Source organism: Plantactinospora veratri, from assembly GCF_036421995.1.
GTDB lineage: Bacteria > Actinomycetota > Actinomycetes > Mycobacteriales > Micromonosporaceae > Plantactinospora > Plantactinospora veratri.
Window position 1 is genome coordinate 36,612 of sequence record NZ_JAZGQL010000030.1, and the last position, 15,907, is coordinate 52,518.

A 15,907-nucleotide genomic window follows, 5' to 3' on the forward strand; every position below is an offset into this window, starting at 1 on the left:
GGCGTGCGCACGGCCGATGGGCCGGGGAGCCCTCCCCGGCTCCCCGGCCCACCGTCCTCCTTGTCAGCCTCGGGCCTCCGCTGTCAGCCTCGGGCCTCCGCTGTCAGCCTCGGGCCTCCGCTGTCAGCCTCGGGCCGACACGATGGTGTAGTCCACCCCGCCCAGCACGAACTTCTCGCCGCCCTCACGGGCCGGTCCGACCTGTAGCACCTGGAGCACGTACGGCTTCTGCGCGCCCTCCCCGGCCGCGAAGCTCAGCTTGACGACCGGACGCTCCTCCGGATTGATCAGCAGGTCCCTGATCTGTGCCTTGTTCGGGTCGACCTCCAGCTCGGTCCGGCCGACCACCCGGACGCCGTCACCCGCCCGGCCGGCCCGTACCCAGCGCTCGAACAGTTCCGGGCCGAGGTCGACGACGATCTTCAGGTTCGGCGCGGCCTGCTCCAGCGGGCGGAACACGAGATCGAAGTTCGCCGGCACCGGCAGCGCGTTCGCCAGCGCGTACGGCCGGTCGACCGGTGGCCCGCCCGGGGTGGCCGGGACGGTGTTGGCGTTCTTCCAGACGAGGTTGTTGTTGTACTGCGTGTTGATGGACGTCGTCGTCCCCTCGAAGTTCATCGGGTCGGTCTCGGACTCCCAGCGGAGCAGCAGGCAGAAGTGGCCGATGGAGGGGACGTTCGGCCACGCGATCGAGGTGACGGTCTCACCGGGTGCGACCGGCAGGCTCTTCGAGCCGATCGGGGTCCAGTGGGCCGGCCAGTTCGCGGCGCCGCCCGAGGTGGTGTAGTACGCGCGCAGCGTGCCGGAGCTGATCCCCGACCCGTACGGGCCCGGGTTCCGGAGCTTGACGAAGATGTAGCTGGTCGAGCCGACGACCGGGTTCGTGTGCGACGCGCACTCGATCGCGCTGGGGCAGATCTTGACGTCCGGGCTGTTGAAGAAGGACGAGTAGATCGCCCCGTGCGGCTCGTTCCCGACGTCCGACGCGGTGTCCTTCATGAACACGTCGGTACGCGCGGACACCGCCGCGCCGGCCTTCGACCCGTCGGCGACGCCGCCCAGGGCGGCGCCACTCGTCGAGACGCTCAGCAGCGTCGCCAATACCGCACCGAACAACACTCCGGTGGTTCGGAACAGACGTGGACTCGCAGTGGTCATTGGGGGGTTCCTTCTCCTCGGGTACTGGGGCGATGAGCAATGAGGAGCGCGCTCGTGCTGGGCCGGCAAAAGGACTCTAATCCAATGGTCGGAGACAATGGAACAGGCGAATAATTCGATTGCCGAGCGTGCCCGCATATGCCGGGGAGGGAGTAATTCTCGAATAAGGCGGAATGCGAGTGGATGAATTACATGTCTATTTGTATCAACGGAGCCCGACGGTCCTCTTGTACGGCCACACCCGTCCCGGGGCATGCGTCGGCACCCGGAGGCGGTGGTGGGGGGAGCACCGGCGCCCCGGGGCGGGCGGTCGCGGGGTCGGGGACGCCGGCCGGGGCCGGGTCGACTCAGCGGAGCGAGACCCAGCTGGTCGCCACCGCGTAGTCCGAGGTCCGGGCGTGCAGTTGGACCGGACCGGTCGGCGGCGGACCCAGCGAGAAGAAGCCGACCGGGTCCACGGCCACCTCCTCGTAGGGGCCGCGCGGGGTGCGGGCGACGACCCGGCCGCCGCGAGCCGGCGAGAGCTGACCGACGATGCCGGTCCCGGTCACCTCGATCGCGACGACGACCGGGCCGGCGTGGAAGGCCAGCGCGCGGGTGGAGCCGGCGGACCGGGTCAGTCCGGCGGGCTCGGGGTCACACGCGGAGTCGAAGGTCAGCTCGGCGACGGCCAGCTCGGCGTCGACGGTCCGCCAGCCGAACGCCGCGTACGCGGCGGTCAGGAACTCCTCCGGCGGCGGTCCCGCCTCGCGTAGCGCCGCACCCAGCTCGCTCAGCAGGGCGTCGTCATCGGCCGGCGGCCACAGCCCCATCGCGGTCACCTCCGCTCCCCCCGGCGTCCGAGGACGTGTCGACGAACGCGGCGAGCGCGGGGGAGTTGCGCAGCTTCCGCAGGCAGCGTGCCTGTGAGGGGCCGATGCTGCCGATCGGCATCCCCAACCGCTGTGCGATCTCCCGGTAGCTGGTGGGCGGATCGGCGACCAGCAGGGAGAGCAACTCCCGGCAGCGCGCCGGAAGCTGGCCGAAGCCGTCCCGTAACGCCTGCCGGCGTTCCGCCCGGAGCAGGTCCTCGTCCGGTGTCCTGAAGTCCGGTGGCAGCAGGGCGCCGATGGTCGCCTCGACGGCCTCGTCGAGCGGATCGAACGGCTGGGTACGCCGGCCGACCCGGACCAGCCGGTAGCACTCCCGCCGGGTGGTGGTGGCCAGCCAGGTGGCCAGGGCGGCGGGCTCGCGTACCCGGCCCAGGTGCTCCACCAGACGCAGCCAGACGGTCTGGTTCACGTCGGCCGCGTCGATCCGGTTCAGCCCGTGCGCCCGGATCACCGAAAACACCAGCGGGGCGTAGCGGCGGACCAGCTCCACCCAGGCGAATTCATCCCCGTTCGCGGCGGCGGAGACCAGACCGACGAGGATCTCGTCGCCCGTCCGGACGTCCGGGGCCGGACCGGCGGCCGGAGGCGTGGCGGGCTCCGGATGCTCAGTCAACGAGTACGCCGTAGTCGGGGTGCCAGCGCGGATCGCCGAGCAGGACCAGCCGGGCCTGCTCGGCATCGAGCCCGGTGGCGCTCATCAGGGCGGCCAGCCGGCCCGAGACGTGTGCCGCCGCGAAGGAGGTGCCGGCCCAGGTCGCGTACCCGAGAAACTGCTTCGCCGGCTGGCCGGGCAGCAGCAGCCGGCCGTCCACGTAGGTGCTGGTCCGCTCGCCGACGGCACAGGCGTCCACCCAGGAGCCGAAGCCGCTGTACGGGGCCGGCAGCAGCCCGTTCGCCCCCTGGCTGACCGCCGCCACCGCCACCACCTCCGGCAGGGCGGCCGGCCAGGTCGGCCGGTCGGTGCCGGTGTTGCCGCTGGCCGCGACGACGACGCTGCCCGCCCGCCGGCCGGCGAGGACGTTCACCAGCGGCAGCGGCGGCAGGTCGTCCTGGGTGGAACAGCCCAGCGACAGGTTGACGATCGACACCTCGGGGCCGAGGCCGGCCAGGGCCGCCGACAGCATCTCCTCGTCGCCGACGCCGGTCGGGTTCAGCGCCGGCTCGGGGTCGAACGACACGCCCGGGGCGGCCTGCCGGACCACCCCGGCGACGAAGGTGCCGTGCCCGCCCTGCGGGCCGAGTACGTCGCTGTGCAGGTAGAGCGGGTCCTCGTCGTCGACCTGCGGCAGGTAGCCGCCGCCGAGCCACTCCGGATGGCGGGCGCCGGCCAGCCGCCAGACCCCGGTGTCGCAGATCCCCACCGTCACCCCGGCGCCGTCCCCGGCGTGCGCCGGATCCGGCCCGGGCAGGGCGGCGGCGACCTGCGGCGGTCCGCCCGGGTTGCCCATGATGTTGCCGTAGCCGAGCAGCACGTGGTGCGGCTGCACCCGGGGCACCCGCTGGTCGGGCCACTGCCGCGGATCGCGCAGCTTCGCCACGACCGAGGGCACGTGGGCCTCCCGGTCGAAGCGCAGCCGGGTTACCCCGGCGAACCCGCCGCCCCGGGTCACCGGATGCCCGGCCTTCCGCAGCGCGGCCACCACCCGTTCGGTGTCCGGGTCGGCCACCAGCAACTGCCGGGGGCGGTAGAGGAACTCCCGGCCGGGCTCGTCGTGGACCAGCACGTTCGGGTCGGCCGCCAGCAGTTGCTGAAATGCCCGCTGGTACGCGTCGTCGTCGTTGCCGGCGGCGGCGGGCGCGGGCCGGAGTCCGGCGCCCAACGGGGCGGCTGCGCTCAGTGCGGCCAACGCCATGAGATGCCGGCGGGACAACCGACCGATCGGGCGCGGCGCGACGGGACGGTCAGGCGACACCGGTCCTCCCAAATGGACGAAAGAAGTGCGGTCGGCGGACGCTTCGGCGGGCCAACTCCCTGAACATTCCCCGATGGTGTCGATTGTTTTCCAGTGATAGTCGATTGTCAATAATCGCGGATCCGCAGGGCGCCGTGGAACCGTCTCTTTTCGGATAACCGTACAGATTGACCCAAGGTCATCGATCGGGGATTCTGTCCGCATGGGTGACAGCGCCGGCTCCGTCGCTCCCACGGCCCGGGCGGCGCTCGACGCCGTACAGCGCTATCCCCGCGAAGCGATCATGCTCGGTCGGCGGGTGCTGGCGACCGCCCAGTGCGACGCCGACGAGCGTTCCACCGCGGAGCGGGCGATCGGGCTGGCGCTGCGGGAACTCAACGACCTGCCGGCGGCCCTGCGGCACCTACGCCGCGCGCTGCGCGCCGCCGGCACACCCCGGGTAGCGGCGCTGGCCAGGATGAGCCTCGGCTACGTGCTCGCCAACGCCGGCCGTACCTCCGCCGCGCTGGCCGAGGTCACCTCGGCGCTGCCGGAGCTGACCGGCGCCGACGCCGGGCGGGCCCGGATGCAGCGCGGCGTGGTGCTGCACTTCCGCGGCCAGTTCGAGGAGGCGGTCCGGGAGTACGGGATCGCGGTCGAGATCGCCCAGCGCGAGGGTGACCTGCTGCTGGAGGCGCGCGCCCGGAACAACCGGGGACTGCTCAACGCGCACCGGGGCGCGACCCTCGGCGCCGACGACGACCTCGGCTGCGCCGCCGCCATCTTCCAGCGGCTCGGACTGGACCTGGCCGCCGCCGACGTCCGGTGGAACCTCGGCATCGCCGCGAGCCACGGCGGCGACATCCCCGGGGCGCTGCGCCGCTTCGCCGCGGTGGAGGAGGAGTACGCCCAGCTCAATGTCCCCCGGCCGGCGCTGCTGCTGGACCGGTTCGAGCTGCTGCTCTCCGTGCCCCTGGTCGACGAGGCGGTCGAGGTGGCCAGCCTCGCCGTACGCGAGCTGCGGCAGCGCGGCATGGCCTCGGATCTCGCCGAGGCGCTGCTCGCCAGAGCCAGGGCCGCGCTGCTCGCCGGTGACCTGGAGACCGCCACCACGACCGCGGCCGAGGCGCGGGTCCGGTTCCGCCGGCAGGGGCGCCGCACCTGGGCCGCCTTCGCCCGGCACGTCGAGCTGCGCGCCGAGCTGCGCCGGGGTACCCGCTCGGCGGCGCTGCTGGCCGCGCTGGTGCGTACCGCCGACCAGCTCGACGCCACCGGATGGCCGGGACCGGCGCTGACCACCCGGATCGAGGCCGCTGCGCTGGCCGCCGCGCTGGGGCGTACCGGGCGGGCGGCCGAGCTGCTGGCGGTCGCCGCCCGGGCACGCCGCCGGGGGACGGCGTCGCGGCGGGCGCAGGGCTGGTACGCGCTGGCGCTGTCCCGGCGGCTCGGCGGCGACCACCGGGGCGGCGCCCGCGCGTTGCAGCGCGGACTGGCGGTACTCGACGGCTACCGGGCCGCGCTCGGCGCCACCGAACTGCGCGCGCACAGCGGTGCGCACGGCCAGGAACTGGCGGCCGAGGGAGTCGACCTCGCGATCACCTCCGGTACCCCCGCCCAGGTGCTGGCCTGGACGGAGCGGTGGCGCGCCAGTGCGCTGCGGATGCGGGCGGTGCTTCCGCCGCAGGACGTCGGGCTGGCCGCCGCCCTCGCCGAGCTGCGGATGGTCAGCGGCGCGCTGGAGGAGGCGCTGCTCGCGGGCCGCCCGGTGACCGCGCTGCGCCGTCGGCAGGCCCGGCTCGAACGGCAGATCCGGGAGCTGGCCCGAGGGGTCGACGGCGACGGCGGGCTGCTGGCACCGCCGGAGGTGCAGACCCTCGGCGAGTGGCTCGGCGGGGCCGTACTGGTGGAACTGGTGGCCCACCGGGAGCGGCTCCGGGCGGTGCTGCTCCGGGACTGCCGGGTGACCCTGCACGACCTCGGCCCGCTGGAGGCGGCACTGCACGCCGCCCGGCTGCACCGGTTCGGCCTGCGCCGGCTGGTGGTCACCGGGGACACCCCCGACGCGCGGGCCGGGGTCGAGCACGCCGGGTCGGCCCTGGACCGGCAGCTCTTCGGGCCGCTGCGGGCGCGCCTGGCCGACCGGCCGCTGGTGATGGTGCCGATCGGGGCGTTGCACGCGGTTGCCTGGGCCGGGTTGCCGACCTGTGCCGGTCGGCCGGTGACGGTGGCTCCGTCGGCGACGGCGTGGCTTGCCGCCGCCCGCCGTACGGTGCCGGACGGTCCGCCGCTGCTCGCCGCCGGCCCGCGCCTGCCGGCCGCCGAGACCGAGGTACGCCTGCTGAGCCAGGTGTTGCCCGGGGCGCGTCTGCTGGCCGGCGCGGACGCGACCGCCGAGGCGGTGACCACGGGGCTGGACGGGGCGCGGCTGGCACACATCGCGGCGCACGGGACCTTCCGGGCCGACAATCCGCTCTTCTCCACACTGGACCTCGCCGACGGCCCGCTGACGGCGTACGAGTTGGAGCGGCTGCCCCGCCCGCCCGGCTGTGTCGTGCTCTCCGCCTGCGACTCGGGGCTTTCCGGGGTACGCCCCGGCGACGAGGTGATGGGTTTCACCTCGGTGCTGCTGTCCCTCGGCGCCAGCAGTCTGATCGCCACCGTGCTGCCGGTGCCGGCGGATCTGACCAGCACGCTGATGCTGGACCTGCACCGCCGGATGGGTTCCGGCGTCCGGCCGGCGTCGGCGCTGGCCGCCGCCCAGCGGGAGTTCTCCGCCGCCGGTGACGGCTCCGCGCAGGCCACGGCGGCGGCCTTCGTCTGCTTCGGCGCAGGCTGACCCGGCTCAGCCCACCGTCCGGCCGACCTCGCGGCTGACCCGGCTCAGCCACCGTCCGGCCGACCAGCCGGCTCGGCCGGCTCGGCTTACCGGCCGGCGCAGTTCGGGCAGGTGCCGAAGATCTCCAGGGTGTGGCTGACCTCGGAGAACCCGTGCTTGTTAGCGACCCGGTCGGCCCAGCTCTCCACGGCCGGCCCCTCCACCTCGACCGTACGCCCGCAGGCCCGGCAGACCAGGTGGTGGTGGTGCCCCTCGCTGCACCGCCGGTAGAGGTGCTCGCCACCCGGCGGGCGCATCACGTCGATCTCGCCCGCGTCGGCGAGCCCTTGCAGCGTGCGGTAGACGGTGGTCAGGCCGACCCGTTCGCCACGGCTGCGCAACATCGCGTGCAGGTCCTGGGCGCTGTGGAAGCCTTCGACCTCCCCGAGCAGGGCGCTGACCGCGCTGCGCTGTCGGGTGTTGCGTACCGCCGCGCCGCTCTCCGCCGCCGCCATCTCGCCCTCCTCGCGTCGTGTCAGGTGCCTACCGGACGTCCCCCGTCAGGTGGCTTCCCCCGAGTGGCTCACCGCGTCCGCCACGATATGCGCGATGTGCTCGTCGACCAAGGTATAGGCGATTTCCCGACCGCGCCGCGAGCCGCGCACCACGCCGGCACCGCGCAGTACCCGCAGGTGCTGGGAGACGAGCGGCTGCGGGGCGCCGAGTGTCTCCACCAGTTCGTGTACGCACCGTTCGCCGTGTGCGAGTTCGCTGACGATGGCGAGCCGGATCGGTGCGGCGAGCGCTCGTAGCAGCTCACCGGCGCCCGTGTAGGCCTCGTAGGCGTTCGTGCCCGTCACCCCGTAACGGTAACCGTTGTTAACGGCGTACCGCCGTTCGGTGCGCGGTTCCAAGGTCAACCGGGACCGGCCCGGTCGACGGGGCCGGGTCCGGAGCGGTCGGCCGGGCGGCGTCGAGCGCCACGTCACAGGGTTCGACGTGCGGATCCGGGCCGGGCACGGCACGCCGCCGGGCCAGCGTCCGGCGTACCGCCACGACCACCGAGGTCACCAGGAAGAGCCCGATCGCCAGGATCACGATGGTGGCCCCGAGCGCGGTGTTGGCGGTGCCGGCCAGCCACACCCCGGAGCCGGAGGCGAGCAGCCCGAGCCCCATCGCGGCCAGCATGGTGCCGAGGAAGCCCCGGGTGAACAGTTGCGCGGTGGCCACCGGTACCACCATCAGGGCGCTGATCAGCAGCAGCCCGACCGCCCGCATCGCGATGGTCACGGTCACCGCCGTGGTCACCGCGAGCAGCAGGTTCAGTGCCCGGACCGGCAGGCCGGAGACCCGGGCGTACTCCTCGTCGTGGCAGATCGCGAAGAGCGCCGGGCGCAGCGCGACCATGGCGGTCAGGACCACCGCCGCGAGGACCACGATCACCACCAGATCCTGCGGCGACGTCGTGGTCAGCGAGCCGAAGAGGTACGCCATCAGGTTGGCGTTGCTCCGGCTGCCGGAGAGCCCGACCAGCATCACGCCACCGGCGATGCCGCCGTAGAAGAGCATCGCCAGGGCGACGTCGCCGGAGGTCCGGCCGCGTTCCCGGATCAGCTCGATGCCGATCGCGGCGATGGCGGCGACGATCACCGCCGTGAGCACCGGGGAGCGGTCGAGCAGCAGCCCGACCCCGACCCCGGTCAGCGCGACGTGGCCGACCCCGTCGCCGATCAGCGACATCCGGCGCTGCACCAGATAGATGCCGAGCGCCGGGGCGGTCAGCCCGATCACCAGCGCCCCGACCAGGGCTCTGATCATGAAGTCGTACTGGAAAAGGCTCACGGCCGGTTGCCCCACATCCCTGTCGACTCCTCCGGCGCGTGCGGGTGGACGTGCTCGTGTCCGGGTGCCGCGTGGTGGCCGACCGGCTCCGGTACCGCGCCGTCGTGCGCGATCGTCCCCTCGTGTACGACCACCGCCCGGGTGATCACCCCGGCCAGCGGCCCGAGTTCGTGCGCGACCAGCAGCACCGTCCCGCCACCGGCGACGAACCCGCGCAGCGCCTCGGCGAAGGCGTCCTGGCTGGCCGAGTCGACCCCGGCGGTCGGCTCGTCGAGGACCAGCAGCTCGGGCCGGCCGGCCAGGGCCCGGGCGATCAGGGTGCGCTGCTGCTGCCCGCCGGAGAGGGTCGCCACCGGGTCGCCGGCCCGGTCGGCGAGCCCGACCGCCGTCAGCGCCTCGGCCACCGCCGCCCGGTCGACCCGCCCCGGCGGCCGGAACGCGCCCCGCCGGGCCAGCCGGCCGGAGGCGACCACCTCGGCCACGGTGGCCGGTACGCCGCTGCCGGCGCCCATCCGCTGCGGCACGTACCCGATCCGGGCCCACTGCCGGAACCGGCGCTGCGGGGTGCCGAAGAGGGTGACCGTGCCGGCGGCCAGCGGCACCAGGCCGAGAATCGCCCGGATCAGGGTCGACTTGCCGGAGCCGTTGGCACCGAGTACGGCGACCACCTCGCCGGGGTCGACCCGCAGGGAGACGCCCCGCAGCACGGCCCGGTCGTCGTAGGCGACCACGCCGTGCTGCACGGTGACGACGGGTCCGGTCATGAGCATCCGAGTCCGGTCTTCAGGGCCACGAGGTTGCTGCGCATCACCGAAAGGTAGTCCCCGGTACTGCCGGGTTGCAGGCCCTCGATCGGATCCAGTACGGCGGTCTTCGCCCCGACCTCCCGGGCGATCGTCTCGGCGACCTTCGGGCTGACCAGGGTCTCGAAGAAGATCGTGCTCGTGTTGTGCTCCCGGGCCTCGGCGGCCACCTCGGCCAGGCGCTGCGGGGCCGGCTCGTCCTCCGGGGTCAGCCCGGAGATGCCGATCTGCTCCAGCCGGTAGCGCTCCGCCAGGTACCCGAACGCGGTGTGGCTGGTCACCAGCTCACGCCGCTGGCAGTTTTCCAGGCCCTTGGCGTACTCGGAGTCGAGGGTCTCCAGCTCGGTGCGGAGCGCCTTCGCCCGGGCGGTGTAGTCGGCGGCCCGGTCCGGGTCGACCGTGCCGAGCCGCTCGGCCAGCCGGTCGGCGATCCCGGCGAGCCGGGTCGGGTCCAGCCAGACGTGCGGGTCCTTGCCGGCCGTCCCCTCCGCCTGCTCGGCGCCTTCGCCTTCGTGCCCGCCTTCGCCTTCGTGCCCGCCTTCGCCCTCGTGTCCGCCTTCGCCCTCGTGCTCGTGCCCGCCGGCCGTGGCGGGCAGCAGCGGCTGCACGCTGGCCACGTCGAAGGCCCGGTCGTCGGCCTGCTGTTGCACCGCCTCGTCCACGTTCGGCTGGAAACCGGCGAGGTAGACCACCAGCTCCGCGTCGCTGACCTGGCCGACCTGGCCCGGGTTGAGTTCCAGGTCGTGCGGCTCGGCGCCGGGCTTGGCGAGGTTGGTCACCCGGACGGCGTCCCCGCCGACCCGCTCGGTGACGAACTGGAGGGGATAGAAGGCGGCGACGACGTCGACCCGGTCGGGGTCGGCGCCGCTGCCGTCATTGCCACAGGCGGCGGCGCCGGCCAGCGCGAGCAGGCCGGTGGCGGCGAGGGCGACGGTACGGAGGGCGGAGCGGATCACCATGCCACCCACTCTCCGCGACAATGAGAATGATTGTCAAAAACGCATGCTTGCATGGAACCGCGTCATGCGCTCGGCAGTGGTCGGGGGACCGGCAGGTGGCGGCCGGCCATCAGAGGATCTTCATCAGCGCGGCACCGACCAGCAGGGTCAGGATCACCAGCCGCAGGGCCCGGGTCGCCGGGCGCTGCACCGGCCAGGTGGTCACCAGCAGCGCGGCCAGCCCGACCGCGAGCGCCAGCAGCAGCGCCCCACCGACGATCCCCGGCGCGAAGAGGGCGACCAGCATCAGCGCCAGGGCGGCCAGGAACGCACTCGTGGGGTTGACCCGGGCCAGGCGGGTCAGCAGAACGCTCTGCGTACGCTGCATTCCACAGACTCTACGAGATCTCGGTGCCCCGGCCGGTGAGCTGTTGTCAGCGACACCCCAGCTCGCCGGCCCACGGCACCCGGCAGGAGGCGTACGTGCTGGTGACCAACCGCTTCGTGGTGGCCGAGGAGACCGCCGGAACCTTCACGGAACGGGCCCACGCCGCGCTGGCCGCCCTCGCCGCCCGACCGGGATACCGCCGGGGCCAACTGCTGCGGGCCCTCGACGACCCCCGGCACTGGTGCCTGGTCACCGAGTGGGAGTCGGTCGGCACCTACCGGCGGGCGCTCGGTGCCTTCGACGTCAAGGTCAACGCCACTCCGTTGCTCGCCGAGTCGCTCGACGAGCCGTCCGCGTACGAGACGCTGGCCAGCGCCGAACCGGACGGCCAGGTCGAAGTCACCCCGAGCGACCGGGCCGCTGACTCCGGCCGCTGACTCCGGCCGCTGACTCCGGCCGGTGATGCGCCGGGCACTACCCTTGCCCCATGACCGTTCCCGGACCGCCCGGCGGGCCGTCGTCCCCACCCGAGCCCGTCCGGGCCGACGAGCCGGCCCCACCCGGTGGCGCCACCCCGCCGCCCGGCCCGCCACCGCCGCCCGGCGGGTACGGGTACGGTGCGCCGCCTGTCGGATACGGTGCGCCGCCTGTCGGATACGGTGCGCCGCCTGTCGGATACGGTGCGCCGCCTGTCGGATACGGTGCGCCGCCTGTCGGATACGGGCCGGTGCCCACCGGGTTCGGGCCGGTGCTGTCGACCGTGCCGGCGCCGCCACCGGGCCCCGGTGCCGAGCCGCTGTTCGCCGCGCCGCCCAGCGAGGGGCGTGGTGCGCGGTTGTGGCTCGGGCTCGGGGTGGCCGCCCTCGCCGTCGTCCTCTTCTGCGGCGGTGGCGGAGCGGCGCTGGTCGGCCTGCTGATCTCCGGATCGCAGGCGTTGAACGAACAGGCCAGGACGGTGGTGACCGACTACTTCGACGCGCTCGACGACGGGGACTTCCGCAAGGCGTACGACCTGCTCTGCGACTCGGCCCGGCAGCGGGAGTCGCCGGCCGAGTTCGAGCGCCGGGTCAGCGCCGAGCCGGAGATCGACTCGTTCCGGATCGGTGACGTGTCGTTGACCAGCGAGCTGAGCGTGCCGGTGGACGTCACCTATGCCGGCGGGGGGCAGGACAACCTCCAGGCCCTGCTGGACCAGGACCAGAGGACCGGCGGACTGCGGGTCTGCGACGTCAGGTGACCCGACATGAGGTGACGCGACATCGGTCGACGCGACATCGGATGGACCGTGCCGGCCCGCCGGGCGGCGGCGGTACCGCCACCGAGGTGGAGTAATCTGCTGGGCTCGGACCGCAGGCGACCGTACCGTTGGGCGGAGTACCGCCGATCCAGGTCCGAGTGCCGTCCCTGTCCGCCTGTTTCCCTGACCGTCCCGAAGAAGTCCCCGCCGGCCGCCAGCCGGTGTAGGAGGTAACCATGCCAGCCGACCGTATCGACGCCGTCGTCAGTCTCGCGAAGCGCCGAGGCTTCGTCTTCCCGTCCAGCGAGATCTACGGGGGCACCCGGTCGGCCTGGGACTACGGCCCGCTCGGCGTGGAGTTGAAGGAGAACGTCCGGCGCCAGTGGTGGCGGGCCATGGTGCAGCAGCGGGACGACATCGTCGGCCTCGACTCGGCGGTGATCCTCGCCCGGGACGTCTGGGCCGCCTCCGGCCACCTGGACGCCTTCGTCGACCCGCTGACCGAGTGCCAGTCCTGCCACAAGCGGTTCCGGGCCGACCACCTCGAAGAGGCGTACGCGGAGAAGCACGGCCAGCCGCCGGCCTCGCTGGCCGAGCTGAACTGCCCGAACTGCGGCAACAAGGGCACCTTCACCGAGCCACGGATGTTCAACGGCCTGATGAAGACCTACCTCGGCCCGGTGGAGAGCGAGGAAGGGCTGCACTACCTCCGGCCGGAGACCGCGCAGGGCATCTTCGTCAACTACAACAACGTGGCCGCCTCGGCCCGGAAGAAGCCGCCGTTCGGCATCGCCCAGGTCGGCAAGTCGTTCCGCAACGAGATCACCCCGGGCAACTTCATCTTCCGGACCCGGGAGTTCGAGCAGATGGAGATGGAGTTCTTCGTCGAGCCGGGCACCGACGAGGAATGGCACGAGTACTGGCTGCGCGAGCGCTGGAACTGGTATATCGACCTCGGCCTCTCCGAGGAGAACCTGCGCTTCCTGGAGCACCCGCAGGAGAAGCTCTCGCACTACTCGAAGCGGACCGTGGACATCGAGTACCGGTTCCGGTTCGGTGGCACCGAGTTCTCCGAGCTGGAGGGGATCGCCAACCGCACCGACTTCGACCTCTCCACGCACAGCAAGCACTCCGGCGTCGACCTGTCCTACTTCGACCAGGAGAAGCAGCAGCGCTGGGTGCCGTACGTGATCGAGCCGGCCGCCGGGCTGACCCGGGCGGTGCTCGCCTTCCTGCTGGAGGCGTACGACGAGGACGAGGCGCCGAACACCAAGGGCGGGGTCGACAAGCGCACCGTGCTCCGCCTCGACCCCCGGCTCTCCCCGGTGAAGGTGGCCGTGCTGCCGCTCTCCCGCAACCCCTCGCTCTCGCCGAAGGCGAAGGACCTGGCCGCCGCCCTGCGCAAGCGCTGGGTGGTCGAGTTCGACGACTCGCAGGCGATCGGCCGCCGCTACCGCCGGCAGGACGAGATCGGTACCCCGTTCTGCGTCACCGTCGACTTCGACACCCTGGACGACAACGCCGTCACCGTTCGCAACCGGGACAGCATGACCCAGGAGCGGGTCGGCCTGGACCGTGTCGAAACCTACCTGCTGGAACGCCTCCCCGGCTGCTGAGGTGTAAGGAAGGGCCCCCGCTTATCGGATTCTGCGGTAGCGGGGGCCCCGCCTAACACCCCGCACCGTGCGCCGAACCCTCGGCGGGACCGGTACGCGTCCTCGACGATCTGGCGGACCCGCTGGGGCTCCCGACGGATCTGGACCGGCGGAAAGTGCAGGATCAGCACGCCATGCCGGCTCAGTTCGTTGTGTCGGTCCATGCTGCGGTGCCAGTCGGCCGGCGCGAAGTGGAACTCCTGCGAGTCGACCTCCAGCGCGATCGCGGCGTCCGGAAGGTAGCCGTCCGGGGTGGGCAGGCGCGACCCGTCCGGGCCGAGCAGCCGGGGATTCCAAATGATCTCCGGCAGTAACCGGCTGTCGGACAGGCAAGCCCGCAGTTCCGCCTCCGGTGCCGACCGGACACCCCGGAGGACCTCCTGGAACGCCCGGCGTACCAGCGCCGTGCGGCTGCGGCCGGCCCGGACCACCTCCTCGTCCAGCATCCTCAGGTCGGTGTAGTTCCGTTGGATGGCTTCCGCCACGATTGCCCGTACCGTCCGCAGGTCGCGCAGGTCGCGGGCGGTGTCGACCACCGCGCGGGCCGGCGAGCAGACCTGGTAGAGACCCCCGTCCCGGGCACGGTCGTCGAGGGAGAGGGTCCGGCAGACCAGCACGTGGCCCGCCGAGGCGCGCCGGGTGTGGTGCGGCACGATCATGCGCATCTCGGGCGTTTTCGGCGCATAGCGGAAGCCGTACCAGTGCAGCGCCGCCGCCCCGGTGAGCTGTCCGCCCCGGCCGACATAGAGCGCCGCGGCGATGCGTCGCTGTTCGTCGGTGAGGATGCCCGTGACCAGGGCGTACGTCGCCGGCAACACTCGTTGCCAGCGACCGCGTCGGGTCTGGCGGTACATGTGCATGTCGTCGATCCCGGCGGCGAGCAACTGGGATCGTGTCACGATCTGCTGCTGGCGCTCGGCGAGGCTGTGGATACTCGGCTGCTGCTCACTGGACGGGTCGGCGGTGGTCATTGGGGCAGGCTGCTCCGGGCGGCCGTACGGCGCCAGACCTCTGCCCATGAACTGTGGATAACGTGGGGTGCTGTGTACGACGTACTGGAGGAGCGGGGAGCGTGCTATGTCTGAGCGGTTAGGAGGGGGCCCTTCCTATACAGAAAGCGATAAGCGGGGGCCCTTCCTTGCACCCCGCCCGCTGCACCTCGGTGGGCATGCGGTGTGGCCGCCGGTGGTGCTCGCCCCGATGGCCGGGATCACGAATGTCGCCTTCCGGCGTCTCTGCCGGGAACAGGGCGGTGGCCTCTACGTCTGCGAGATGGTCACCACCCGGGCACTGGTCGAGCGGAACCCGAAGACGCTCCGGATGGTGGCGTTCGGTGGGGACGAGCGGCCGCGCAGCCTCCAGCTCTACGGGATCGACCCGGAGGTGACCGCGGCGGCGGTCCGGATGGTGGTCGAGGAGGATCTCGCCGACCACGTTGACCTTAACTTCGGCTGCCCGGTGCCGAAGGTCACCCGCAAGGGCGGTGGGGCGGCGCTGCCGTGGCGGCGCCGGCTCTTCGCCCGGATCGTCCGGGCGGCGGTCGCGGCGGCCGCCCCGGCCGGGGTGCCGGTGACGGTCAAGATGCGCAAGGGCATCGACGACGACCACCTGACGTACGTGGAGGCGGGGCTCGCCGCCCAGGAGGCCGGGGTGGCGGCGGTCGCCCTGCACGGGCGTACGGCCGCGCAGCGGTATTCCGGTACGGCGGACTGGGACGCGATCGGCACCCTGAAGCAGGCGCTGGACGTGCCGGTACTGGGCAACGGCGACATCTGGGAGGGCGACGACGCGCTGCGGATGGTCGCGCACACCGGGGCGGACGGTGTAGTGGTCGGCCGCGGCTGCCTCGGCCGGCCCTGGCTCTTCGCGGACCTGGCGGCGGCCTTCGACGGCCGCCCCGTACGCCGGCTGCCGGTCCTCGGCGAGGTTGCCGCGACCATGCGTCGGCACGCCGAACTGCTGGTCGAGTGGTTCGCCGGAGGCGACCGCCCCGACACCGCCGAGCGGGACGGCTGCGTCGACTTTCGCAAGCACGTCGCCTGGTATCTGAAGGGTTTCCCGGTCGGCGGCGAACTGCGTCGGGCCCTGGCGATGGTCAACAGCCTGGGTGAGCTGGACGACCTGCTCGGCAAGCTCGACCCGGCCGAGCCGTTCCCGTTGGAGACGCTCGGCCAGCCCCGGGGCCGGACGAACTCGCCGGGCAAGGTCTTCCTGCCGGACGGCTGGCTGGCCGACCGGGACAGCGCCGAGGTGCCGGCCGGCGCCGAACTCGCCGACTCCGGCGGCTGAGCGGCACTCGCGGGCGTA

The 15,907-nt window shown here is 72.8% G+C and carries 15 protein-coding genes and 1 pseudogene; 5 read left to right on the forward strand and 11 right to left on the reverse strand.

What is annotated here, in order from left to right; translation table 11 throughout:
- Positions 1 to 123: 123 nt before the first annotated feature.
- The 4 genes from V1634_RS29445 to V1634_RS29460 all read right to left on the reverse strand — a co-directional run bounded on the left by V1634_RS29445 (position 124) and on the right by V1634_RS29460 (position 3,943).
- Complete coding sequence (locus V1634_RS29445; protein WP_331210989.1) at positions 124 to 1,158, reverse strand: hypothetical protein; 1,035 nt, start codon at positions 1,156 to 1,158, stop codon at positions 124 to 126.
- 347 nt (positions 1,159 to 1,505) lie between these two features.
- Positions 1,506 to 1,970: a hypothetical protein gene (locus V1634_RS29450; protein ID WP_331210990.1), complete on the reverse strand. Its 465-nt coding sequence runs from the start codon at positions 1,968 to 1,970 to the stop codon at positions 1,506 to 1,508.
- On the reverse strand, positions 1,945 to 2,643 hold the full coding sequence (locus V1634_RS29455; RefSeq protein WP_331210991.1) for an RNA polymerase sigma factor: 699 nt from the start codon (positions 2,641 to 2,643) through the stop codon (positions 1,945 to 1,947). Before V1634_RS29455 ends, V1634_RS29450 begins: the two co-directional genes overlap by 26 nt.
- Positions 2,636 to 3,943, reverse strand: a complete 1,308-nt coding sequence (locus tag V1634_RS29460) for a S8 family peptidase (RefSeq protein ID WP_331210992.1) — start codon at positions 3,941 to 3,943, stop codon at positions 2,636 to 2,638. The genes V1634_RS29455 and V1634_RS29460 overlap by 8 nt, the downstream gene beginning before the upstream one ends.
- A 202-nt stretch (positions 3,944 to 4,145) precedes the next feature.
- Between V1634_RS29460 and V1634_RS29465 the strand changes: the two genes are divergently transcribed.
- Positions 4,146 to 6,758, forward strand: a complete 2,613-nt coding sequence (locus tag V1634_RS29465) for a CHAT domain-containing protein (protein WP_331210993.1) — start codon at positions 4,146 to 4,148, stop codon at positions 6,756 to 6,758.
- Positions 6,759 to 6,844: 86 nt separating this feature from the next.
- Here V1634_RS29465 and V1634_RS29470 read toward each other — a convergent pair whose 3' ends face one another.
- The 6 genes and pseudogenes from V1634_RS29470 to V1634_RS29495 form a co-directional block, all read right to left on the reverse strand.
- A complete protein-coding gene (locus V1634_RS29470; protein WP_331210994.1) occupies positions 6,845 to 7,252 on the reverse strand; it encodes a Fur family transcriptional regulator in 408 nt (135 codons plus the stop codon).
- A gap of 45 nt (positions 7,253 to 7,297) precedes the next feature.
- The gene (locus tag V1634_RS29475) at positions 7,298 to 7,597 is read right to left on the reverse strand and encodes an ArsR/SmtB family transcription factor (protein ID WP_331210995.1); all 300 of its coding nucleotides are present in this window, start codon (positions 7,595 to 7,597) and stop codon (positions 7,298 to 7,300) included.
- A 115-nt stretch (positions 7,598 to 7,712) separates the two neighbouring features.
- A pseudogene (locus V1634_RS29480) lies at positions 7,713 to 8,579 on the reverse strand (metal ABC transporter permease); the annotation flags it as partial.
- Positions 8,576 to 9,343, reverse strand: coding sequence for a metal ABC transporter ATP-binding protein (locus V1634_RS29485; protein WP_331210996.1), 768 nt, complete (start codon positions 9,341 to 9,343; stop codon positions 8,576 to 8,578). The gene V1634_RS29485 and the pseudogene V1634_RS29480, both read right to left, overlap by 4 nt.
- Positions 9,340 to 10,341, reverse strand: a complete 1,002-nt coding sequence (locus tag V1634_RS29490) for a metal ABC transporter substrate-binding protein (protein WP_331210997.1) — start codon at positions 10,339 to 10,341, stop codon at positions 9,340 to 9,342. The genes V1634_RS29485 and V1634_RS29490 overlap by 4 nt, the downstream gene beginning before the upstream one ends.
- 109 nt (positions 10,342 to 10,450) lie before the next feature.
- The gene (locus V1634_RS29495; protein ID WP_331210998.1) at positions 10,451 to 10,708 is read right to left on the reverse strand and encodes a DUF6703 family protein; all 258 of its coding nucleotides are present in this window, start codon (positions 10,706 to 10,708) and stop codon (positions 10,451 to 10,453) included.
- Between the two features lie 95 nt (positions 10,709 to 10,803).
- Here V1634_RS29495 and V1634_RS29500 point away from each other — a divergent pair, with 95 nt between their 5' ends.
- The 3 genes from V1634_RS29500 (at position 10,804) to V1634_RS29510 (ending at position 13,561) form a co-directional block, all read left to right on the forward strand.
- Complete coding sequence (locus V1634_RS29500; protein ID WP_107263254.1) at positions 10,804 to 11,145, forward strand: antibiotic biosynthesis monooxygenase family protein; 342 nt, start codon at positions 10,804 to 10,806, stop codon at positions 11,143 to 11,145.
- A 323-nt stretch (positions 11,146 to 11,468) separates the two neighbouring features.
- Complete coding sequence (locus tag V1634_RS29505) at positions 11,469 to 11,945, forward strand: Rv0361 family membrane protein (RefSeq protein WP_331211075.1); 477 nt, start codon at positions 11,469 to 11,471, stop codon at positions 11,943 to 11,945.
- A 236-nt stretch (positions 11,946 to 12,181) separates the two neighbouring features.
- The gene (locus V1634_RS29510) at positions 12,182 to 13,561 is read left to right on the forward strand and encodes a glycine--tRNA ligase (RefSeq protein WP_331210999.1); all 1,380 of its coding nucleotides are present in this window, start codon (positions 12,182 to 12,184) and stop codon (positions 13,559 to 13,561) included.
- Here V1634_RS29510 and V1634_RS29515 read toward each other — a convergent pair.
- The gene (locus V1634_RS29515) at positions 13,531 to 14,571 is read right to left on the reverse strand and encodes a type IV toxin-antitoxin system AbiEi family antitoxin domain-containing protein (protein ID WP_331211000.1); all 1,041 of its coding nucleotides are present in this window, start codon (positions 14,569 to 14,571) and stop codon (positions 13,531 to 13,533) included. The genes V1634_RS29510 and V1634_RS29515 overlap by 31 nt on opposite strands.
- A gap of 181 nt (positions 14,572 to 14,752) precedes the next feature.
- On the opposite strand from V1634_RS29515, the gene dusB reads away from it, so the two are divergent.
- Entirely contained in the window at positions 14,753 to 15,889 is a 1,137-nt protein-coding gene (gene dusB / locus V1634_RS29520) for a tRNA dihydrouridine synthase DusB (protein ID WP_331211076.1), read from the forward strand.
- Positions 15,890 to 15,907: the final 18 nt, after the last annotated feature.

Coding starts and splice junctions, on each gene's coding strand:
- V1634_RS29445 (WP_331210989.1), bottom strand. CDS start 1,158: ATGACCACTGCGAGTCCACGTCTGTTCCGAACCACCGGAGTGTTGTTC.
- V1634_RS29450 (WP_331210990.1), bottom strand. CDS start 1,970: ATGGGGCTGTGGCCGCCGGCCGATGACGACGCCCTGCTGAGCGAGCTG.
- V1634_RS29465 (WP_331210993.1), top strand. CDS start 4,146: ATGGGTGACAGCGCCGGCTCCGTCGCTCCCACGGCCCGGGCGGCGCTC.
- V1634_RS29470 (WP_331210994.1), bottom strand. CDS start 7,252: ATGGCGGCGGCGGAGAGCGGCGCGGCGGTACGCAACACCCGACAGCGC.
- V1634_RS29485 (WP_331210996.1), bottom strand. CDS start 9,343: ATGACCGGACCCGTCGTCACCGTGCAGCACGGCGTGGTCGCCTACGAC.
- V1634_RS29490 (WP_331210997.1), bottom strand. CDS start 10,341: ATGGTGATCCGCTCCGCCCTCCGTACCGTCGCCCTCGCCGCCACCGGC.
- V1634_RS29495 (WP_331210998.1), bottom strand. CDS start 10,708: ATGCAGCGTACGCAGAGCGTTCTGCTGACCCGCCTGGCCCGGGTCAAC.
- V1634_RS29510 (WP_331210999.1), top strand. CDS start 12,182: ATGCCAGCCGACCGTATCGACGCCGTCGTCAGTCTCGCGAAGCGCCGA.
- V1634_RS29515 (WP_331211000.1), bottom strand. CDS start 14,571: ATGACCACCGCCGACCCGTCCAGTGAGCAGCAGCCGAGTATCCACAGC.